Genomic DNA, 21,907 nt, shown 5'->3' with positions numbered 1-21,907 from the left:
TACCCAACCCCTCCGCCTGCCGAGATCGTCGATTCTGGAATAAAAATTGGCCTGTGAGACCAGCAGAACAATAGTTTCCGGTGGCTGCCCAGCTTACCTTGTAAATGCTTTTATGATTTTGGTTTGGTAGGCCTTATTCAAAGGTATAGCCGACAACCTTCATTTGATGGAATGCCCACTAGTTGCAGCAGCAGATGCAAGATACACTGCAAGTGAGCGCCGACTGCCCATCATCTGCTCGGCCGAATAGTGCTCCCTGGCCATCGTCGCCCTCCCTTGCTCGGCCCAAATCCTAACTTAAAAATAGGGTTTGGGGTGCAAATCACGGTGTCGCCTTCGCTCAGTGCGCCGTGTTTACGGCCCTCGCCTTGGTCTTGACCTTCTTGACTTGGCTGAATATTAGGTAGGCAAAGGTCCCCAAGCCTATCGCCAAGAAGGGATATTCCAAGGGAATGTGCTCGAACTGGCGCAGGGTACAGTAGCCGAACATGGAGGCGCTGCAGGCCAGGGCCAATATTCTTTCCCCAACCGTGAACTTGATCAACCCCACGTTATAAATTACGGCCGACAGGGTCATCAGGCCAATGGGTATGGAGATCAGGGACCCCAGCGCCCAGGCCCAGTTTTCCACATGTAGGGTGAGCACCGGGTTGTAGACGATGAGGTAGGGGATGATAAAACCGGCAATGGAAAGCTTGAAGGCTTTCGTCGCTGTTTGGAAGTAGTTGGCCTCCGCGATGCCGGCGCCGGCCAAGGCGCCCAGGGCCACTGGCGGGGTAACTGCGGAGATGATGGAGAAGTAAAAGCAGAAGAAGTGGGCCGACAGGGGGACCACGCCCATCTTGATCAGGGCGGGCACGGTGACGATGGCCACCAAGCTGTAGGCCGCCACCGGCGGCACCCCGCAGCCCAGGATGATGGAGACCACCATGGTCATCATCAGGGCGATAAATACGTTTCCCCCGCTCAGGGCCTCCACCAGCCCGGCGATCTTGCTGCCCAAGCCGGTGGTTACCAGGGTCTGGGCGATCATGCCCACCACGCACAGGGACACTGCTATCTTCGCCCCCACTAGAGATCCCTTGGCCAGGCAGCGGGCCAGCTCGGGCCAGGTGGGGCGCGTCTCCCGGAACAGGAAGGCCAGGGCCAGGGCGACCACGATGGCCCAGAAGGCGGCCAGCATGGGGCTGAAGCGCAGGAGCAGGAGCAGGACGATAAGCCCAACCGGCACAACGAACAGGGGGGCGCGGCGCCGGATCAAGGCCCAATCGGCCTTCTCCTTGGGGGCTTTGATACCGCTAGCCACCGACACCAGCTGCACCCCCAAGAAGACCGCCAGATAAAAGAGCACGGCGGGAAGGATGCCGGCCAGCATGATGTCCGCGTAGGGCACCCCCACGAAAAAAGCCATCAAAAAGGCAGCGGCTCCCATGACCGGCGGCATCAGTTGCCCTCCGGTGGAGGCGGTAGCCTCGATGGCCCCGGCCAGTGCCGGCGAGTAGCCCACACGTTTCATGTAAGGGATAGTGAAGGCCCCGGTGATGGCCACGTTAGCCACCGCGGCACCAGTAACCATGCCCACCAGGGAGCTGGAAACAACCGCTGTCTGGGCCGGGCCCCCTTCCAGATGACGTCCCACCACTTTACCCGCCTCGTAGAGGAAGTCGTTGATCTTGATCACGCTGAGCAGGGAGCCGAAGACCACGAAGAGGAATATCTGGTTGGCCGAAATGGAAAGGAATGTGCCATAGACCCCGGTGAGCCCTATGCACAGATAGGAGATAACGTAGTCAAAGTTGAAGGCGCGGTGATACAAGGGGCCGGGGATATATTGTCCGAAGAAAAAGTAGAGGATGAACAGGATTGCCACGATGGGCAGGGTGAGCCCCCAGGCCTGGCGAGTGGCCTCCAGGGAGAGCACGATTAGTACAGAGCCGACCAAGACGTCAACCGGGTCGGGATAACCCACCACCTCTTCCAGGTGCTCCAAATTCAGGCCCACGTAGACGGTGCACAATATGCCTGCCAATAGCAGCACCGTCTGCATGGCCCACAGCCAGGGGCTGGTTCGCAGGCGCATGAGGTTCAGGAAGGCCAGGAAAAGGGCAAAAAACAGATGGATGTTCTGGTGCTCGAAGCTGCCGACAAAAAGATATTGGGTGCTCACCATCTGGTAGGTGAACATCGCCAAACCCATTGCGATGAATAGCTTCTCAACGATCCGCGAGGCTAGCCCCTGAGATCCACCCTGCATAGCCATGTCCTTAATTATCGAGAGTTTCCAAAGGCCGCTGCTGCCTTGGTAACCGCTGGCCATCCCGGTCAGAACCGGGATGGCCAGATTACCCTACTTAATGATGCCCGCCTCCCGGTAGGCCTTCAGGGCGCCAGGATGGATGCGCTTGGGATCCCAGCCATAGGCCAGTGACTTGCGCGACATCAGCTTGCCAAGGGCGTGGTAGTCCTTGAAATCGCCAACGTGATCTATGATCAGCTTGACAGTTTCGTAAGCAGCCTTCTCGGGAAGCTCAGGATAGGCCTGCCAGGAAACCATGTCACAGAAAGAGTCCATGGGCTGGTTCAGGCCGGCCACGGCTTTGGGGGCGATAGTATAGTGGGCGATGGGTAGGCCCCGGTCGATGACCTTCTGCACCGCCTCCTTTCCCCAGGGAATGTGGTATAGGGTCTTGCCCGAGGCCAGCAACTCTACCGTCTGGGGACTGGGGGACATGGTCCCGCTAACCGGGTCGGCATAGCCACCGATGATGGCGGCGTCCACCAGGCCGTCCAGCAGGGCCCGCACCGCCGGTTTGGTGCCAACCTTTTGAATATCGATCTTGTCGGCTAGCCCCCAGCCATAACGAATGATCATCTCCGGCTCAATGGTCCAGGAGATCTGGGGGGCGCGGCCCAGGGCGATCTTCTTGCCAACCAGATCCTGGTGGGTCTTGATCTTGGGGTCCAGGGTGACCAACCAGCAGGAGATCAGGTTATAGTTGGCCAGCAACAGGGCGGAGGGATACTTCTTCTTGAAGGGCTTTTTGCCTTCGGTGGCCAGCCAGTTGATGCCCACGGTGAACGACATGAACATGGATTTCTTGAGCTCTGGCTCTTTGTTTAGCTTGCGGCAGTTGAAAACCAGGCCCGGCGACTCGGACGAGGTGATCTGGAGGTTTTTGGAGTATTTTTTGGTGATCTGCTCCAGGGCGGATCCCAAGACGTAGGAACCCGTGCCAAAGGGGGCGGTTATGAGGCTCAGGTTCGTCTGGGCCCAGGCCGCACCCGACCAGACCAGCGCCATAGTCGCCATCAAAACGGCCACACCTAAAATCCGTAACTGTTTCATGGGTCAACCTCCTCGAAAATGTTTCAGCGACGGCCGCGTCCAGGCAACGGCGGCTGGCTTTAAGTCTCCCTGGGTTAAAGGGTTTGCACGATGCCTTCATCCACGAGGCGCTCTATTTGTTCCTGGCTGAGGCCCATCTCCTCAAGGACCTGCCTGGTGTGCTCTCCTAGTGCTGGAGGAGGCAAGCGGACTCGGGCGGGGGTTTGTGAAAGAGAGAAGGGCGGCCTCAATATCTTTATCTTGCCAGCCACGGTGTGCATCATCTCGGTCACCAGGTCCAGGGCCTTGAACTGGGGATCGGCAAACATGTCCTCCACCCGGTTCAGGGGGCCACAGGCAACCTGGGCGGCTTCCAGCAGCTGCCGCCACTGCTCGGTGCTCTTGGTGATAGTCACCTGCTCGACCAGTTGCTCCATCTGGTCGTAATTCTCCACCCGCCAGCGCACGTTGCCGTACTGTGGGTGCTTTATCCACTCCTCCTTGCCCAGGGCCCCGCAAAACCGCGACCAGTGGTCAGGGGTGCACACCACTGCTATGTGGCCGTCGCTGGTCTTAAATGCCTGGGAAGGGAACAGTTGGGGGTTGCGGGTCCGCATGCCCGTGGGCACCTTGGCCCCCATGAGAGCGATGCCCACCAAGTTGGTCATCATGGCCACCGTGGCCTCGTAAAGGGAGGTATTGACCCGCTGCCCCTCACCGGTCCTCTGGCGGTGGAAAAGGGCTCCCAGGATGGCGATGCACAGGAACATGCCGCCGCACAGGTCCACCATCTGGATCTGGACTTTGGCCGGAGGGCCACCCTCGGGGCTGGTGACGCTGACCACGCCGGTGAGCGCCTGGACGATCAGCTCAAACCCAGGCTTGTCGCGGTAGGGGCCATGCTCGCCGAAGGCGTTCAGGGAGGCGTAGATGACGTCGGGCCTTATGGCCTTGGCTGCCTCGTACCCCAGGCCCAGGCGGTCCATCACCCCAGGCCGGAAGTTCTCCACCAGCACGTCGAATTCGCCCATCATGCCCTTGATAAGTTCCACGCCATCTGGGCGCTTCAGATCCACCGCAATGCATTTCTTGTTGCGGTTGGCGCAGAAGTAGTAGGAGCTCTCTCCCTTCTGCAGGGGCGGGGAGTTGCGTAGGCCGTCGCCCATGCCAGGCTTCTCTACCTTCAGCACCTCGGCGCCCAGGTCGCCCAGCAACATAGTAGTGTAGGGGGCGGAAAGAACATGGGCGAAGTCCAATACCTTAATGCCATGGAGAGGCCCGTTCGAAGCCACGTTTTCCATTGAATCTCCTCTTGCGCCTAGCCGCGGAGGTCGTTCTTCTTAAGGATGGACAAAAAGCTCTGATAGCCGGACTCCAGGTGCCTTGTCATGACTTCCTTGGCCCGGGACCCGTCCCGTTTCCGGGCCGCGGCCAGTAACTCTGCGTGGTGGTCTACGTAGGAGGGGATGGAGTCCTGGCTGATTGGGTGGATGCTACGGAAGACCAGCACACGATCAAAGAGCTGGGCGATGATGTGACAAAGGAAGTCCCAGCCGGAAGCACGGTAGAAATCCAGGTGGAACTTCCGGTTGAGGAGGAAATACTCCCGGGGGTTCTCCTGGTAGCCGGCCAAATCGACGTTCAGGCGCTCGAGCTTGGACAGTTCCTCCTCGCTGATCCGGGTGGCGGCCAACTCGCAGGCCTTGCCTTCCAGGTCGTACCTGATTTCAAAAACCTCACGCATTTCCTCGGCGTCCACCGCCTCGGCCACAATGGCTCCCTTGTTGGGCACGGAAACCACCAGGCCGGAACCGGTCAGTTCGCGCAGGGCCTCCCGTATAGCCACCCGGCCAAGGTTAAGCTCACTTTCCAGTTGTGCGGGAATGAGGCGCTTGCCGGGCTTGTAGTGGCCCTGCAAAACCGCTTCCTTGATAGCCTCGGTTGCTATCTCGGTCATGGTGCGATAGCCGCCTCTTCGCTTTCTGCCGCTATCCTCGGAATTGATCATCTAACTACCCGTCATCATGTCGTTATTGGCCAAGTACTTAGGTTTGGCCCGGGAGGGAGGCTTGATTTGGTGCCCCTCGCCTCACGCATTTTATATTTTATAAAATCTAAAATATGTAGTTGTCAAGCCTTTTGTTTGGAGTCAAAGCCCCTGGGACAGATTTGATGTTTTAGCTAATGGAGACTCCCGGGTAACATCGAGGCGGTCAGGGCAAACACTTACAAACCCTCATGTGCATCTTAGGCCGGTCACGCCAATTATACTTTCGACATCTCCTCGAGATCTGCGGCTTGTTGGGCCTCCATACACCATTGAAAAGAGCCCAAGTCGCCCTCCGGATCATTTAAAGGAGGGGCAGGCAACACCGAACCCAAGCGCCCGACGGCAAAGCAATCAGGGGCAACTCAACATTCTCCCGTGGTTTGCACTCGGTCGATTACGCTGGTCAAGACGTCCGCGAGATTGCCCGGCATGGGCGATATATTGAAGTACCCAGCCACCGCATCAAAAAGAAACACGGCCCAATGCTTGTCTTGGGTACTGATGACCAGCGTCGGCTTTTTGATGTGGTGTCCATCCATCGCTCTACATAATTCATTCACTGCTTTCATGTCGGCCAAATAGTTGGTGACCACCACATCAGGATTAAAGTTTTTTATCGCACGGTAAAGGTGATGCTCTTCATCCACCACGGTCACCACATGGCCATTTTGTTCTAATGGCCCACTATGTAGACAAGTTTTCAATTCTGGATCAGCCAATAGTATTTTTGCCATTTCCAGTTCCTTTTTCTGGCCATGCTTTAGCTTAAGCTCATTAACCCTGGCTAGCCTAGCTGGCGCTATTCCCTTCCTTCTGCATCGGTAATCAATCATGCACCCCTAGAAACAAACTTCAAACCGTGCAGACATATTGATAATAGCTAGGTAAATACTGATATAAAGATGTAGCCTGGCATGCATGTAGTTGATATTTATAGATATAAAAATGTTGAAACGCTTGAGGCCTTGGCCTGTGGCATGGCAGAAAGGGTAGGATTTACGCCCGGATATGCCAGGCGGCTGTTTTGCCTGTGCTGGAGAGCAAAAGGCAGGCTTTTTTAAACCGAAAGACTGAAGGTATTATTAAGCAGCTAACATTTATGGCTGGCGATTAACACAGTCGCAGTCCATCTGTCTTGAGAGGTTTCCATGAACCCGTAGCGGCTTATATGTGGGTGGCTATTTATAAATATATCAAAAATAACGAATAATTAGCTAGAAAGGGATGCGTCTTAATCGTGACACCAGGGTTACAAACAGTTGCCTTTTAGTGGTCGCTATCGTATAGTGGAGCCCAAATTATACCAGCCAAAATGAATTGCTAGGTATTGCCTATATATTTATTGTATTTAAACTAATGTATGTCTGGCATCATTTCTTGCTATCATCTATTCATACAAAAAACTCCTGCCCGATTGATATCGTTGTTACGGTGTCTTAAGAGAAATCGCAAGGGTCAAGCACCGTGCCAACTACCCATGCAAACCACGGCCGTAAAAAGCCGGGGAATGCGATGCTGTTGAAGCCAGCGAATGAGAGACGAAGCCTTAACTAGGTAAACGCGAACATTTTCACAATAGGGTCCAGAGGGAAGGTTGCCTTAAGTCAAGAGCAGGTGAAATAGGGATGCTTATGCACACCTCAGCCGCTTGTGGTGCCCCCTCCCTTTGTAAGTTGCAACTAGTTTTGGCTTCGCGTTATCTCATCGCGCTTGTATCTTTTTAAAGGAGGGCGGGGAGTTGAGTTCAAAAAGTGGACCCATCACACCTCTTACCGAGCCTATCAAAATAGTAGTTGCCGAAAACTATGCAATATCCCGGGAGGGCTTATGCACCCTCTTGAGGTGCAAGCCCGGACTCCAAGTCGTCGGGCATGCCTCAAACGGTCAGGAATTGCTGGAACTGTGCGCAAAACTTTCTCCGGACATAGCCATCATGCAAGGCAAGATGATGGACATGAAAAATGAGCAAGCCGCAAGCATGATCGTAAATGATTGCAAACATACTAAAGTCATCGGCTTGGCACCTCAATTGGACCGGTTGAGCATCCTGGAAATGATCAGGGGCGGCGTCTCGGGTATTTTACTTAAAAGCTGTAGTTTCAACGAGTTGCTGGAGGCAATTGACGTGGTTTCCTTTGGGGGAGTTCATATCTCCCCCACCATCGCCAGCGTGGTATTGATGGACCAACCATATAGCAGCAATTCGGACCCGGCCCCCGACTGGTCTCTGCTTACCAAGCGGGAGACTGAAATACTCACGATGATGGCCAGCGCCAAAAACACCAAGGAGATCGCTTCCGAATTGGATCTCAGCACCAACACGGTTTACGTGCATAGGCGAAACATCATGGAAAAACTGAATATTAAGAACTCGGTCGAACTGACCAAAATCGCGATCAGGGAAGGGATCACCGATATTTATTGAGCCGACCCCAACTTGGTTTTTACCTAACGCGCCCTTACGCCACCGCCTGCCCCTAGGTGGATTCAGACAACCCCAATCATCAAGCCTTACTCACCAGCCAACTTAACGGCATCGCCGAGGCCTTCCGGGAGCTTATGAAACGGAAAGGCATCAGGCAGCGTGGGCGTTTCCCCAAAAGGTGCCCGAAATCTTTAAGCTCGGTGAGGGCGCTGAGCAGAACCGGCTCCCCGTTCTCGTCCGGCATTATCTTGCTGGTCACCTGGAGCCAGCCCTGTTGAGCATCCCCGGAGTTGATCAGAACCATCTGGCTGACCGGCAATTGCGTTTTTACCCCCACCTGGAAATGCTTCCGCACCACCGCTAGGAGTTGGTCGCGATCATTTCTCGAGATGCCGCTCTGGCGCAGTATGCCCTCCGCCGCGGTGTTGGTTTCAGCCACCCTGGACTGGGAGTCGATCACCAGGTAACCAACCGGCGCCTTGTGGAATACGTTCTGAAAAAAATCCCGCCGCCCCAGGTTCGCGCGCTCTTTTCGGTTCTTTTCGCCGGCCTCGGCCAGAGCGCCGCTGAGGCGATAGCTCAACTCCTCGCACCAATACTCCAGGCGGTCCAGCGAACCGGCCACGTCCTTGGCGATCGCCTGTTGGTCCCCGCTGTCCGACATTTCCATTTCCTTTATATATACCCGCAACTTGGCCAACTCCTTTTTTATCAAGCTTGCGGTCATGTTAGGACTCCTTGGTTTATGGTCAAAAAGCGCCCTTGGAGCCGGTTCCCTAGGGCGGCGAGGCGTCGCAGCTCGCCACGGGGGGCGCTTTGCCCGGGCACGCACGCGTGCCCCGGGGCCACCCTGGCGCCGCCTCATTTAAATGCTTGTCAACTACTAGGATAACCGTGGCCCAACCGGGGAGATAGGTAGTAAATGCTCGGTTAAAAGGCAGTTGCGGACTGATAATGCCTGCGGGTGATCTACGGGGAGATGGACATCTGCCGCAGGAACACGGCAAGCCGAATCTTCTTGCTTTTCAGGCCGAGTTTTTTGCGGATGTTGTTCCGGTGAAACATTACCGCGCTGTGGCTGATGCACAAAAGGTCGGCGATCTGATCGCTGGTCTTGCCTTCCTTGACCAGAGCGGCCACCTCCAACTCCCTCTGGCTCAGCCCGAACTCCACCGAGGACAAGCGTTGGGTGAATCCCGAGGTGATCTTGGCCAGGTGGCTTTCCACCACATCCAGCAAGGCGTCGCGCTCTCTGCGGGAATCGGTCAGGCGCAATTGATCCAGCATGGGCATGACCAATTGCTTCACCGAAGCGCGCACCGACTCTTCCAATTCCATTCGCTCCTGGTCGCGGTTTTCCAGCAGCACCTTCAAGGCCACGTTGGTCTCGTGGATTTTGACGTTTTTTCCCTGGAGCTCGTTTTCAAAGGCCAGATGACCGCTGAGATCCACCAAGGTGGTCAAAAAACCCTCCGGGACCTCCTTGTCCTCGTTATGCAGGCCGATGGTGTGCATTTCCACCATCGCCCGGCCCTCGCCGGACGGGGCCAGGGCCAAATTGCACTTCACCGGGTCCAAGGATTGCGAGGCCTCGCTGAAGTGGGCCCGGAACACCTCGCGGTATTCCGAGGCCACGTAACTGACCAGAAACTTGTCCCCCAGGCCGGTCTTGCTCCATAGGAACCGGGCCGCCTCGGCGTTGGCCTGGGTAATGCGGCCGGTGGGGTCCAGGTGAAGGCAGCTTATGGGCAACAAATGAAACAGGCTGCGGTAAAGGGCCTGGCTCTGAACCAACTCCTCTTGCGCGCGGCACAGATCATCGTTTTGCACCTGCAGCTCGGCCTGATAAACCCGGAGCTCCTCGAGTAGCACCAATGCGTCGGCCGTATCGGGCGGCGGATCGAGCGGGCTTTCATCTATCAGCTTTTCCGCCCTTTTCCTCAGCTCATCTCCGAGATTGCTCGGCCAAGCGCTCATGTTTTTCTACTCTCCCTCGGGGCAGGCGACGGGATTAGGATCGATGGCCAGTAGGACGTTTTTCTCCCCGGAGTTGCGCAGCATGAGCTTGGCATTAAGAGCCAAATGCTTGCCTCCCACGATTGGGAACACCGCCTCCAGGGAATGGTTTTCAATCTCCCCTTCTTTTTCCAACACCCTGCGCAGCAATGAATTTAGGGCCTTACTGTCCCAGGTCTTGTCCGCCAAGTCCATCAGGCGGCTGCCCTCGGTTTGGTCGGGGGCCGCCTTGAAATAATCGTAAAAGGACTGGTTGGCCATGAGCACCCGCATTTGGTCGTCCAGCACCAGGAACGGTTCCCGCAGGGTGCTGATAATCTTTTGCACAAAAGCTCCCTGCTCCTCCAACTCCCCTTGGGTCTTTTTCAAGGCGTCAATGTCCGCGAAGGTCATCACCACCCCGTCGATTACGTTACTCACCGTGCGGTAGGGCATAATGGTCATCTGGTACCAGCGGCCCTCGTTGGTTTGCACCTCTCGGCTGATGGGTTGCAGGGTTTCCAGGACCTTTTGTGCGTCGCCGAGTAAATCCTGGTCCTTCAGGTTGGTGGCGAGATCCCGCAGGGGCCGCCCCAGGTCGGAATTGATTATGTTCACCACCCCCTTAGCCTCGGGGGTGAAGCGCTGGATGGTCATTTCCGCCGACAAGAATATGGTGGCCACCTTGGTGGAATTGAGCAGGTTGGCGATGTCGCTCTGGGCCCGATGGAGCGCCTGGAGCTTTTCGCGGAGTTCGCTGTTTACCGTGGAAAGCTCCTCGTTCATGGACTGCAGCTCCTCTTTGGAGGATTCCAGCTCCTCGTTGGTTGACTGCAGTTCCTCGTTGGTCGATTGCAACTCCTCGTTCATGGATTTGAGCTCTTCGTTGGAAGATTCCAGCTCCTCTATGGTGGCCTGTCGGGATTCCCTGGCTAGCTCCAGATCCGCCGCCATCTTTTCCAGTTTGCCCCTGAGTTGCTCCAAGTTGGAACCCTGGCCCGCCTTGCCGTCGGCATCGAAGATCGGCTGATGCGCCGCTTCCTGAAACACCACCAGATACAGATCCGCGTCGAAGAACTCGGTCTTCAGTGGACGCACTGTCAAATCCACCTGACGGGATTCCCCGTCGGCCTTCACTTTGAGGCCGTACTCGCGCTGGGTCTCTTTGCTGTGCACCGCCCGGCGCAACAAAAGTTGCAACTCTGGCCTGATCCCCTCCCGGGCCTGCTGCAACACGTTCATGACCGAGGGGCCGGGAGCCAGCTCCAGGTAACGGCCGGTGCGGCCCATCACATAGATGATGTTGCCCTGGGAGCCCACCACCACCGCGGCGGGTGCGAACTGCCCCAGCAGAATGTCGCGCACTGTCTCCAGCAGCTTGTCATCATGGCTCCCGCCCATGTAGTGGTGGAATTGCGCGGGCTCGAAGTGGTCCCGCAGCCCCTGGGAAAGGCCTCCGATGGGGAACTTGATGTCCGGCCGGGCGATGGGCGGCAGCCTCCTCTTGCGAAAGATCTTTTGTTTGGTGTCCAGGGCTCTGAAAAGGTCTTGCTGGCGGCCGGTGGATTCCGAGGAGCCCAGGAAAAGGATGCCGTCGTCGCGCAGAGTGTATTGGAACAAGGCCAGGAGCCGCTGTTGCGCCTCCGGCTTCAGGTAAATGAGCAGGTTGCGGCAGGCCAAAAGGTCCAGGCGTGAAAAGGGCGGGTCGCGCAGCACATCCTGGACGCTGAAGACCAGGCAGTCGCGCAAAGCCTGGCGCACTTGGTAATGGCCGTTTGCGGCCACGAAGAAATCCTGCAGGCGTTGGGGGCTGACCTCCCCGGTGATGCTGGCTGGATAAATCCCTTCGCGCGCCTTGGCTATGGCCTCGGGGTCAATGTCCGTGCCGAACACCTGCAGCTTCAGTCCCAGGTTCAACTCGCGCATGCACTCCCACAACACCATGGCCACGGAGTAGGCCTCTTGGCCGGTGGAGCAGCCCGGCACCCAGGCCCGCAAAGACTGGCCGTCCTCGCAGCGCTTCAACAGGGGCAATATGGCCTTGGTCTTGAGCGCCTCGAAGGCCTCGGGGTCGCGGAAAAAGGAGGTAACTCCGATCAACAGCTCCCTGAACAGAAGTGGGGACTCTTCCGGCTGGTCCCGAAGGATGCGCAGATAATTTTGGTAATCATTCACCAGGTGCAAGCCCATGCGCCGCTCCACCCGGCGTCGCATGGTGCTGTCCTTGTAGTCGGTGAAATCATGCCCGGTTATGCGCTTGACCTGTTTGAATATTTCGCCCGCCGTCGACGAGAAATCCTCATTCTTGTCGTCTTCGGACTGGACCATTTTCCCGGTCACGTCGTAGTAGGCAAGCACCACCCGGGCCATGTCTCGGGGGCTGAGCACGAAATCGGCCATGCCCGTGGCTTCGGCGGTGTGCGGCATGCTGGGGTATTTGGCGCTGCTCTCTTCTTGCACCACCACCAGGCCGCCGGCCTCTTTGATCGCCTTTATCCCCAAGGAGCCGTCGCTGCCCGCGCCGGAAAGGATTATGGCCCCGCTATGGTTTTCAAAACCGCTTGCCAGGGAGCCGAACAGCACATCAATTTTGGAGGATTTGTCCCGCGGCAATTTTTGGAGGTGGAAAAGATGGTTTTTGACGACCACCTGCATATCGGGCGGGCATACATGAACCTGCTGGGCGACCGGCGCCTGGCCGTCCTCGATGACGACTACTTTCCAAGAGCAGTTTTTCTGCAATAGAGGCGCGAGCTGAGACTTGTGGCGTGGGTCTTGGTGCAGCAACACCACCATGGCCACGTTTTGGGTGGGCGAAAGGGCGCCCAGCAATTCCTGCAAGGCTTCCAAGCCGCCGGCCGAGGCGCCCACCCCCACCAACGACAACGACGGGCCCTTGGTTAGGTCTTGCCCGCCAGGCTCAGCGCCGGGTCGGCTCCCTTTGCCGCCCTTGGGGGTTGCGGCTTTGGGGCTCTTTTTCCGCACGGCCTTGCCGGCGCGGCTTTGGGAAGCCTCCCCTTTTTTATGATGCTTTTCGTCAGGCTCGGCCTGATGTTTTTTATCAGCCGAAGTGGTCATTAGACCCCCCAAGTTTTTAAACTGACGATTACCTACTTTATAATAATGCGCCCTTAACCCAAATAAAACACAAAATATTTTGGGATATCCCAAAAGGGATGGACCCTTTCGCCCTCCCGGGAGCCCGCTCACGAGGAAAAATCCATGCGGGGCACCTGGCGAGCTGGGCTACCGAGCCATACGGGGCAAGGCGTGAAGACGGCAACCGCGCCCAAGTCATGGTTTGGCGGCATGAAGCCTATTCAGTTGGGTTCCTAAAGTTGGGCAGGAGGGGTAGCCTGGGTGTGGGGACTCTTAAATGTTAAATTTGGGCGCATCGCGCCACCTGACAATCCAAACTCATTTCGAGCCTCAGATTTCGGCGCCTTCTCCGGTGAGCTTGATGGTTTTTTCGGCCAATATGCCTTTTTTGTCTCTCACCACTATTTTGGCCCAGCAGTCGTCGTTGTCGGACAGATTAAGGCTGATCCGGCAAAGCGGGGTATTGTGGTCGGGTATCAAAACCGCCTTGCCGCCCTGTTTGTTGGTGCTGGACCCATTTGCTCCCTGCTTGATCACCAAGAGGGTGTAATCGACTTGTTGGCGCTCATGGGAGCGGCACATGGGCTGGAGCGTCACCATGTTGTTGGCGCCACGCTCCACCGAGAGCCATAACTTGACCTCGGGTTTGACCATGGCAGCGGCCGGAGCCGGCATGGTCATGCCGAGCCCCATGAATATCGCCGCCAAAACAATGGCTTTCGCCGCCATGCATCCTCCTGGCCTATGCCGTTCGCTCCGTTGCAAAACGCCACTTTCTATGCTTCGAGGTCCAAGTGCTTTCGGGCCCAAATGGATGCCGTCACACGATTGGGAACACCGATCTTTCTATAGATGTTTTGCATATGAACTTTCACGGTGTAGGCGCTTATGAACAGCTTGTCGGCGATGGCCGCGTTGCTGAAGCCTTCCGCCGCCAAGGAAAGCACCTCTTTTTCCCGGTTGGTGAGGTCGCCTTCTTCCCGCTTCTGCTTGGGCTTGTCGTCCCAGCTGTTGCTCAGGCATTTGGACATGGCTTCCCGGGGGAACCACATGTGCCCCATGGAGACTACCATCACCGCCTTGACGATGATCTCGGGCTTCTCCTCGGCATAGACCACGCCGCGCACGCCGTTGACGATCCACTTTTTGGAATGGGTCTCCTGGCCGAAGTTGAACACGATGGTCGGGGTGCCCTTCAGGCTGACCAGCAGGTTTAGGCCATCCTCGTGGAGGCGCTCCTGTACCTCAGGCGTGAAGTAGTCCAGAAGGACCACGTCGGGCTTCTGGTCCTCGCCCCCGTCGATGAGCAAAGGAAGGTCATCCAGGGGGCCTTCGGAGGGGATCATGCCTTCATTGGCTGAAAGCAGGCCGCAAACCAACTTGTTGGTTAGGCGCTGCCCACCCGCCACGTGCACCTTGAGGTTCCTTTGGCTGGTGTCCTCGCGGTTTTTCATTACCAAGTTCATCGCTGTACTCCATAGCGCGCGTGGGCAGCACACGCCTGGCAGGTCACAGGGGAAAATCCTAGAGTTTTAACATGTGAATTCATAATACTACGCTTATTCACTTGAGAGTAGATTTTTCTAGAGTTAAAGAACCTTTCCCCGATGATGGCTGTTCTTGAAATGTGAATTTCCTGGGGGGTGCCGCTGGCACTTGGGCAATGCTGGCGGTTTTGTTGTCCGCTTCGACCTGGGGCAAAGGACCAGGAGTGTTCTTGCTATCCAGCTGCCACTGCTCCTGCATGATCTTCAGCTTGGCCATGGCTTCTGCCTGGGCCATTCGCGCCTTGTCCCTGATTTCCTGCATGGTCAATTGGCCGTCGCCGTTCAAGTCATTGCTGTTGAATTTTTTGGTCTGGTAATCCAAATGTTCCTTCAGGCTTAGCCGGTTGTCTCCGTCCTGGTCCAAATCGGGACTGAACTTATATATAGTGGGTTCCTGTTCCTTCAGGGCCAAATCGCCGTCCGGTTTTTTTTCGTTGGATGCAACGTCGGGCAAGGTAATGGTTTCGGACTGTTTGGCCACCTCGTCAACTTCAAGGTAGCCGTCGCCGTTGGTGTCGTAGCTGGCGAACATGCGCTTTTCCCAGGCCAAGTGCTCCTCAAGGCTGACCTTGCCGTCACCGTTCAGATCAACCTGGGGAGGGGGCTTGTCCGGTCCTTGTTCGCTTCGGGCCAAGTGGGGCAGGCAAATCAGCAGCAACCCCAAGACAATCGCTATGGCCGTGGACTGCATCTTCACTTGATCCCTCTCGTTCTCTTGCCGGTCGTTTCAGCGCCTGCCGTCTGATTTTCAATGGGTGGGCAGGGGTGGGCCCGCCGGTAGGCTCATACGGGCCCACCCCTGGTAGAAGGTTAACTAACTAGTTGCATCTTCCGCCCGGGCAGCCGGGAAGGCTGGCGGTGTAGCAGAAGTTGGCCTGGTTCACGAAGGCGGTGTGCGTGCCGCGGCCGGTCTGGGTGATCTCGCTGTAGTTCATGTAGCCGAGCTGGTTCACCACGGCGGTGTTGATGCCGCTGCCGCCATTGATGGGGCAATGGAAGCCGCCGTACAGGGAGAACTTGTTCCCACCCTGGTTGATATCGCTGAAGTTCCCGTAGCCGTGCTGATCAACCATGGCCAGGTTGACGCCGCCACCGGTCTGGTCGATAAAGCTGACGTTGCCGTCGCCGGACTGGTCCACCAAGGCGTTGTTAACGCCCCAGCCATCCTGCTTGATCTGGCTCAGGTTGAAGTTGCCGTTCTGCGTGACGTGGGCGCCGTCCTTCTTGCCCTTCTGCACCACCACGCTCCAGTTGCCGTCGCCGTTCTGGTTCACGTAAGCGTCGTGGAAGCCCCTGCCACTTTGGCTGATGTAAGAAGCGTTCTGCCAGAAGTCACCGGTGAACAGGGCCACCAGCTTGTAGTTATTGAACCAGTTGTGATGGCCGCCCCAGCTCTTGACAACCTTGAAGCAGCAGTTGGAGCTCTGGGACACGTAGGCCTTGTCAAAGGTGCCGGTCTGCGAGATGGTAGAAACGCTCTGGTCGCCATACTGGTTCACCATGGCCCAGGAGAAGTCGCCGGACTGGGTGATATAGCTCTGGTTGCGGAAGTCGTAGGGCTGGTTAACGATGTCGATGCCGCCAGCCATGGCAACACTGGAAAGCAGGCACACTCCCAGCAAGCCCAATAGTATTTTCTTCACTGTATTGCTCCTTGTCTTTCGGTTTTTGGTCTCTTTGTCGGTTCTCGGTTCTTACGGTTCTTGTTTGGTTGGGGGTTAGCCGGGTCCGCTCGGCTAAGCTCAGGTTGATTCCTCGGGGCTTCTCCTGTTCCTACATCGGCATCACCTCCTTTGGTGTATTTGAGTTGCCTACCTTGTTCCCACGACGATGTTGGTGACCATGTGGCCGGTCTGGGTCACTTCCACGGGCAGTCCCACGTTCTGGACCACATTGGCCACGTTGCGATTGCCGCTTTGAGTGATGTTGACCGGGGCGTTGGCCGCCCACTGGACGATCGTGGCGTTGTTGTAATAGCCGGTCTGGGTGATGGAGGCCTCGCCGCCCCCGACCATTTGGCTGATGGCCGCGCTGTTCAGGGATCCCATCTGGCTGATGGAGGCCTCACTGCCCGTGCCGACGAGCTGGTAAATGGAGGCGCGGTTGCCGATGGCCAACTGACAGGGGCTACCCTGGACGATGGTCGCCTTGTGGCTGCCCACCTGGTCGATATTGGCCCAGTTGCCCGTGCCCCACTGGGTGATTTCGGCCACGTTGAGATACTCACCATAGGAGCTGCCCCAGATGCCGGCACTGGCCTGGGAGATCGCGGCCCGGTTGCCCGAGCCGTTCTGCTCGACGACGGCTTTGTTGTGGCGGCCCAGTTGCAGCACCTCGGCCGAGTTCTGCAAGGTGGTCCAGCCGTACTGCTTGATCTCCGAGTAGTTTTCTTCGCCCAGCTGCCGGACCCGAGACAGGCTGCTGCCACGCTCCTGCTCCACCCGCGAGAAGTTGCCCTGGCCGACCTGGTCGACATAAGCCAGGGCGCTAGGCCCGCTTTGATAGATGTAGGACTGGTTGGAGCGGGCATCGATCTGGCCCCCGGCCGCCAGGGCGGGCGGGGTGAGCCCGGCGCCCAAGACGGCCAGAGACAGGGTCAGCAGCATCGCCGCCAAGATCCTTTTGATTGAGGTGGATTGGTTCATAGCACAGGCTCCTTATCCCAAGCCGTGACGGATTAAATTCCCAAGCCGCTCAGCCGCACCTGGGCCGCTTGAGGGGTGATATTTAAGGGCATCCAGCTGGCCAGCCGGATGGACGCAGCGTTGTGGCTCTCCTGGCGCTCTACGCTCGCGGGCGCGGCGGGAGCGCCGCCCTGATCGGTCTCGGCCCCAGCAGCGGACGGAGCTTCCTGCGCGGGCAGGGACGCAGCCGCCTCGCTCCCAGGTAGCGCCCGCGGGGGCGCGGCCTGGGGCTGGTCGATTCGGGACAAGGTTTGGCCGGCCTTGCCGACTCCCCGACGGCCTTCCACATCCGCCTCCCTGGCCGGAGTGGCCTGGGGGGTGGGGAGCGCATCACCGTCTTGCGTGGGGGTAGTCCACTTCTTGATCTGAGGCTGGTCCTGCGCCTCGGCGGAGGCCTGCTCGGCCTTGGCCTCGGCTTCTATCCGCTGCTTCTCGGCCTGCTCGGCCTTGGCCGCGGCTTCCATGCGCAGCTTCTCTTCCTGCTCGGCCTTGGCCGCGGCTTCCATGCGCAGCTTCTCTTCCTGCTCGGCCTTGGCCGCGGCTTCCATGCGCAGCTTCTCTTCCTGCTCGGCCTTGGCTTCGGCTTCCATGCGCTGCTTCGCTTCCTGCTCGGCCTTGGCCTCGGCTTCTATCCGCTGCTTCTCTTCCTGCTCGGCCTTGGCCGCGGCTTCCATGCGCAGCTTCGCTTCCTGCTCGGCCTTGGCTTCGGCTTCCATCCGCTGCTTCGCTTCCTGCTCGGCCTTGGCTTCGGCTTCCATGCGCTGCTTCGCTTGCTCCTCGGCCTTGGCTTCGGCTTCCATCCGCTGCTTGGCTTCCTGCTCGGCCTTGGCCTCGGCTTCTATCCGCTGCTTCTCGGCCTGCTCGGCCTGGAACTTCTCCAGAGCCGCGGAGTCGTACTTGGCCTTGCGCACCGCGGCCGCCTTGGCCTCGACCCTCTTCAACTCGGCTTCGGTGGCCAGGCGCTGGGACTCTTCCTCATAGTCCTTGAAGACGGGGCTGTTGATCTGCTCGGGGTCCTTCAGGGCCCAGAGGCCGTCCTGCACGCCCTCGATGACCATGGCGATTACCGCCTTCTCGATGGCAGCGGCCACGCACATCTGCACGGGCTCGTTCTGGCTGAAGCCCGCCTCGATCTCCAGAAGCTTCTTGTAGGAGATGAACTGGAAGACTCCGGCGTCGACCTCATAGGAGAAGATGGTCTTGGTGGTGGAGATGGATTTCAGGATGCGCCCGGAATTAACGTCAACCGCCCTCAGGTGCACCGTGACTTGGTCCATGCGGTACTGGGTGGAACCCCCGATGCCGAAATAGCGCGCCCCGAAGCCACCGGTGAGGGTGTTGGTCTCATAGGCGGTGATGCCGCCCTGCAGCAGCACGTTGGCAAACTCCAAGGCCGGCAACTGCGCTTCGCCAGCGCCATTTTTGCGGTTTGCGGCGGCGATGATCTTGCGCTCGGTGAGCAGGCTCTGCAGGCCGTCACGCTCCACCGGGATGAACCACTTGGAGCGCTTGAGCGCCTCGAGCAGGATGTTCACCGCACCCTGGGTCACCGCCGTGGAGAAGGAGCTCACGTTGGGCTGGGGCTTGTACTGCCCGGTCATGTCCCGGAAGGAGTACACGCTGACTCGTATTTTTCCTTTGGGGGAAGGAAGAGAGACCAGGTCTTTATAGGTGTGACTTATCCTACTCACATGAGGCGGCATGATATCGAATTCATGCATGGGAATGCTGCATGCGGATACCATGGTGAGCAGGATCATAACCCCGAACCGTTTAAGATAGATCAGCATTTCAGGTCCTCTCCGTTTCCCCTCAGCAGGAATATTTCCTTAAAAGGTCGGGATGGATATATGAGTATTGTTGCCACCGGTATCCGATACATTGACGTTCAATGATCCGAGAGTATCGGAGATAACAACGGTGTAATCACCAATAGTAAAAGTGCCGTTTGGCAGACTGTCGGTCCCGAAAGCACGCTCAACAATTCTGGCTGACAGGAGCGATAAAATGCTCCGGTTCAAGTTGTCGGTGAAATCGTCAAGGCGGCTCTGAGCTGAATCCAAGTCTGGGTCTTTGTTGTTATCCTGCGATTGAGCGTTGGCCAAAAGTGCATTGGCCATTAGAGGGTTTCCACCAACAAAGTTGGGATTGATCGGTGCCCAAACTAGTTCCGTTGCCGAGGCGGTGGTCGCCATAGCCAGCAGGGCCGCGGCAAAAATTAACGTGAACAAGCTCGGTTTGATCGTGGTCATCTGAAGCCTTCCTTTCTTAATACCCGTCGCCTTCGAGATCCATACTGCCCTTGTATCGCTTGATAATTTCCCTTTTGACCATGAATTGCAGCACTTGGCGCACCGCGTCCTTGGCCAAATCCTCCATGATGAGCCTGCGCGAACTAATGAGCTGTTGGTAGATGATGTCGTCGTCCACGGAGATCCAAGCGATACTGCCCCACTGAGGGTTAAAGCGTTCAATAATGGTAATGGTGTAGTCGGATAATCCTCTGGGGGCGGTCCAATAAGCCATGAACTCTTTATAGAAGTGGCGGCCTATGGGCGTGATGGTTTTATCCATCACCAGGCCGGAACTAATCAGTTCATCATATTTTCCATTGTCCGATGCTTTGTTGTCAGCATTAGCGTGAGCATTTAAAACCGATGCAATTAGTACAAAAGATATAAATGTGGCCAAAAAGACGGCACGCACCCCTAAATGGCTTGCGTTAATATGGCCAATAATGTATTTCATTTCTCAGACGTCTCGCGAATCAGTTAGCATTGATAACACCCTCGTCAAATCTACGATGATTTACATCCAGCATAGGTGGAAATAGAGATGGCTATCAATATTCAGGGGGCATTAAAATGGCTAGTTATAATTAATAGAATGAGAATTTAAGGCCTAACCAAAAATAATAAGCAGCCTAGTAAAGATGGCTAGTCCCGAGGGGTGATAGAGCTAAGAGAATTAAAGGTAATTGTTAGGGGAACTAGAAATGGTTAAAGCGGCGGCTCGCACAAAACAGGGGATTGGGAGGCAAGCCGCGGGAGTTGCCCGGCGTTTGGAGTCGGATGGATGCGCTTGTGCACTCAAGGTAATTCCGGGAGGCCGCACGGGTGGTTGCGTGAGGTTACGTCCGAGGCTCATAATGAAACGCGGTACGAATACTCCTCTTTTCTGGGAGGCGACGGGCAAGCCGCCCAGCCGCGCCCCGGGTTCTCGTATGAAACGCGGCAAGAAACAACCTGCGCACCATCTTCGCGATGCGGAGACCTCGGGTTCCAAGCAGGTGATGGATAAGCTGAACCAGTCCCGGGGCAAGTTCGCCCGGGGCATCAGATTTATCCCGCCCAACTTGTGGGAGGAACGCTGCCTTTTCGTGGGCGCCAAGGATAACGCCCTGCGCCATCTGACCCGGGGAGAGTTCGCCTCTCAAGCAGCAAGCTCCGGCAAGACCCATCCAATATTCGTGTTGCAGCGCATAGGCAACGCCGGGCACCGCCTCTGCCCCTGCTCCAGTAAGCGGCTGCACAACCAGCGTTACATTGAACAGGGATGCCGTCTGGAGCACACCTCCTATGTCATTGCACGGCGGACCTATCTGGTGGAAGAGTGCGTCTTTCAAGTGCCCAGCGACCCTGGTTTCCTGTGGAGTCTGCGCTACTGGGGTCGCGTGCCTGAAAATTGCCTGCGGGACGGTTCCTGAATGAAGCCGGCATCCGATAACGTCCAATCCTTGGCGCAGTACCTGTTCTCCGACGAGTGCCTGCCTTGGCTGCGGCAGGAGGCCCGCATCATTATGTCGCGGGCCGCCTCGCTGGATCTTCCCGCCAAGTTATGGCCCTTTCCTGCCCCCCGCGGGACCTCCCCCCAGGAGATGGACCAAAACATCGAAGACGTGGCCCATGAATTCTGGCTGTATCTGCAAAACTTCCTGGCCAAGGGGATGGCTCCTCCGTTGGAAACCTCGGACAGCCAAGGCCGGCCGGGCAGGACGACCGCGGCCTACCTGCGCAACGGCTTTCTCCTAAATCTGCGCGACCAGGCCCGTCATAAGGACATCAGCCAGTACCGTTATCTCTACCGACGCCTGCGCCAGGCCATTGCCGAAGGTCCGGAGTTCTATTCGCGCTCCATCGGAGGCGGAAGTTTCTTCAGCCTTGAGCTCGGCGCCAAACCGCAGGCCGCATTGGAGACGAGGGTCGGCGAATCCTACGCGCAATGGCCCTCTCCGGCCGGGCTGGTGGGGCCGAAGGATCTGGAGCGCCTGCGGGCCAAGGACCTGAACCTCCTGGCCGAGTTCTTCTGGCGCCAGGCGGTGGAGCGCCTGGGCCGGCCGGCCTTCCTGCCGATAAGGAGCCTGGTTGATTTCCTGGTGGCTCACTATGAGCACCTGCGCGACCCTCAACAGAGACAGTTGTCCGACCAGGCCCTGGCCCATGAGGGGTTGGCGGCGCACAACGTCTCCGATCAGGACGGTCTGGAAATCCTGGCCTGGCAGGTGGCCTCCCTGTGGAGCTCCAAGCGCCGCAAGGTCTTCCAGCTCACCCTGGACCCAGGCAACTTGACGTTGGAGCAGATCGCCCAGATGACCGGCCTGTCCGGGCCGAGCCACGTCAAATATCAACTGGACCGCGCCTGCGACGATCTGGCCCTGGTTTTTGAAAGTTGGCCTGGAGTCGCCCCGGCCGCGCGCGAAAGGTCATTTTGGACCAAATTTTTGCTTTACATCGCTGAAACTTGCAAAAAGGACTTTGGAGACCGTTAGAGATGGGTGGATGC

General features: G+C 57.3%; 19 protein-coding genes. 3 read left to right on the top strand and 16 right to left on the bottom strand.

The features are described 5' to 3' along the window. Positions 1–340: 340 nt before the first annotated feature. The 5 genes from AACH32_RS15195 to AACH32_RS15175 all read right to left on the bottom strand — a co-directional run bounded on the left by AACH32_RS15195 (position 341) and on the right by AACH32_RS15175 (position 6,109). On the bottom strand, positions 341–2,197 hold the full coding sequence (locus tag AACH32_RS15195) for a TRAP transporter permease (RefSeq protein ID WP_338601257.1): 1,857 nt from the start codon (positions 2,195–2,197) through the stop codon (positions 341–343). Positions 2,198–2,347: 150 nt separating this feature from the next. Further along, positions 2,348–3,346, bottom strand: a complete 999-nt coding sequence (locus AACH32_RS15190) for a TAXI family TRAP transporter solute-binding subunit (RefSeq protein WP_338601255.1) — start codon at positions 3,344–3,346, stop codon at positions 2,348–2,350. Positions 3,347–3,420: 74 nt separating this feature from the next. After that, positions 3,421–4,626 (bottom strand): CaiB/BaiF CoA transferase family protein, encoded by a 1,206-nt coding sequence (locus tag AACH32_RS15185; protein WP_338601253.1) that lies wholly within the window; start codon positions 4,624–4,626, stop codon positions 3,421–3,423. A 17-nt stretch (positions 4,627–4,643) separates the two neighbouring features. Next, positions 4,644–5,282, bottom strand: a complete 639-nt coding sequence (locus AACH32_RS15180) for a GntR family transcriptional regulator (RefSeq protein ID WP_338601250.1) — start codon at positions 5,280–5,282, stop codon at positions 4,644–4,646. A gap of 455 nt (positions 5,283–5,737) precedes the next feature. Further along, the gene (locus tag AACH32_RS15175) at positions 5,738–6,109 is read right to left on the bottom strand and encodes a hypothetical protein (RefSeq protein WP_338601247.1); all 372 of its coding nucleotides are present in this window, start codon (positions 6,107–6,109) and stop codon (positions 5,738–5,740) included. Between the two features lie 1,004 nt (positions 6,110–7,113). On the opposite strand from AACH32_RS15175, the gene AACH32_RS15170 reads away from it, so the two are divergent. Beyond that, the gene (locus tag AACH32_RS15170) at positions 7,114–7,800 is read left to right on the top strand and encodes a response regulator transcription factor (RefSeq protein ID WP_338601245.1); all 687 of its coding nucleotides are present in this window, start codon (positions 7,114–7,116) and stop codon (positions 7,798–7,800) included. A 79-nt stretch (positions 7,801–7,879) separates the two neighbouring features. On the opposite strand, the gene AACH32_RS15165 is transcribed toward AACH32_RS15170, so the two are convergent. The 11 genes from AACH32_RS15165 to AACH32_RS15115 form a co-directional block, all read right to left on the bottom strand. After that, complete coding sequence (locus AACH32_RS15165) at positions 7,880–8,464, bottom strand: hypothetical protein (protein ID WP_338601242.1); 585 nt, start codon at positions 8,462–8,464, stop codon at positions 7,880–7,882. Positions 8,465–8,769: 305 nt separating this feature from the next. Further along, positions 8,770–9,777, bottom strand: coding sequence for a LuxR C-terminal-related transcriptional regulator (locus AACH32_RS15160; protein WP_338601240.1), 1,008 nt, complete (start codon positions 9,775–9,777; stop codon positions 8,770–8,772). 6 nt (positions 9,778–9,783) lie between these two features. Beyond that, positions 9,784–12,672 (bottom strand): CheR family methyltransferase, encoded by a 2,889-nt coding sequence (locus AACH32_RS15155; protein ID WP_338606668.1) that lies wholly within the window; start codon positions 12,670–12,672, stop codon positions 9,784–9,786. Positions 12,673–13,224: 552 nt separating this feature from the next. Further along, positions 13,225–13,623 carry a curli-like amyloid fiber formation chaperone CsgH gene (gene csgH, locus AACH32_RS15150; protein ID WP_338601239.1) on the bottom strand — a complete coding sequence of 133 codons (399 nt, stop codon included), beginning with the start codon at positions 13,621–13,623 and terminating at the stop codon, positions 13,225–13,227. A gap of 47 nt (positions 13,624–13,670) precedes the next feature. Further along, positions 13,671–14,360, bottom strand: a complete 690-nt coding sequence (locus AACH32_RS15145; RefSeq protein ID WP_338601238.1) for a response regulator transcription factor — start codon at positions 14,358–14,360, stop codon at positions 13,671–13,673. 97 nt (positions 14,361–14,457) lie between these two features. Beyond that, a complete protein-coding gene (locus tag AACH32_RS15140; protein WP_338606667.1) occupies positions 14,458–15,132 on the bottom strand; it encodes an EF-hand domain-containing protein in 675 nt (224 codons plus the stop codon). A 127-nt stretch (positions 15,133–15,259) separates the two neighbouring features. Then, positions 15,260–16,084, bottom strand: coding sequence for a hypothetical protein (locus AACH32_RS15135; protein ID WP_338601237.1), 825 nt, complete (start codon positions 16,082–16,084; stop codon positions 15,260–15,262). A 168-nt stretch (positions 16,085–16,252) separates the two neighbouring features. Continuing rightward, on the bottom strand, positions 16,253–17,086 hold the full coding sequence (locus tag AACH32_RS15130; protein WP_338601236.1) for a hypothetical protein: 834 nt from the start codon (positions 17,084–17,086) through the stop codon (positions 16,253–16,255). Positions 17,087–17,118: 32 nt separating this feature from the next. Continuing rightward, positions 17,119–18,828: a CsgG/HfaB family protein gene (locus tag AACH32_RS15125; RefSeq protein WP_338606666.1), complete on the bottom strand. Its 1,710-nt coding sequence runs from the start codon at positions 18,826–18,828 to the stop codon at positions 17,119–17,121. A 126-nt stretch (positions 18,829–18,954) separates the two neighbouring features. Further along, positions 18,955–19,377 carry a curli assembly protein CsgF gene (locus AACH32_RS15120; RefSeq protein WP_338601235.1) on the bottom strand — a complete coding sequence of 141 codons (423 nt, stop codon included), beginning with the start codon at positions 19,375–19,377 and terminating at the stop codon, positions 18,955–18,957. A gap of 16 nt (positions 19,378–19,393) precedes the next feature. Then, positions 19,394–19,873: a CsgE family curli-type amyloid fiber assembly protein gene (locus AACH32_RS15115; RefSeq protein WP_338601234.1), complete on the bottom strand. Its 480-nt coding sequence runs from the start codon at positions 19,871–19,873 to the stop codon at positions 19,394–19,396. Between the two features lie 475 nt (positions 19,874–20,348). Between AACH32_RS15115 and AACH32_RS15110 the strand changes: the two genes are divergently transcribed. Together AACH32_RS15110 and AACH32_RS15105 are read left to right on the top strand one after the other, a co-directional pair. Then, positions 20,349–20,831 carry a hypothetical protein gene (locus AACH32_RS15110; protein ID WP_338601233.1) on the top strand — a complete coding sequence of 161 codons (483 nt, stop codon included), beginning with the start codon at positions 20,349–20,351 and terminating at the stop codon, positions 20,829–20,831. Continuing rightward, the gene (locus AACH32_RS15105; RefSeq protein WP_338601232.1) at positions 20,832–21,893 is read left to right on the top strand and encodes a hypothetical protein; all 1,062 of its coding nucleotides are present in this window, start codon (positions 20,832–20,834) and stop codon (positions 21,891–21,893) included. It abuts the gene before it with no gap. The last annotated feature ends 14 nt before the right edge of the window (positions 21,894–21,907 follow it).

It is taken from the genome of Desulfoferula mesophila, from assembly GCF_037076455.1.
In the GTDB taxonomy this organism is placed as follows: Bacteria; Desulfobacterota; Desulfarculia; order Desulfarculales; family Desulfarculaceae; genus Desulfoferula; species Desulfoferula mesophila.
The sequence above is the reverse complement of the archived record's forward strand: the minus strand, read 5'-3'. Positions and strand labels throughout refer to the sequence as shown.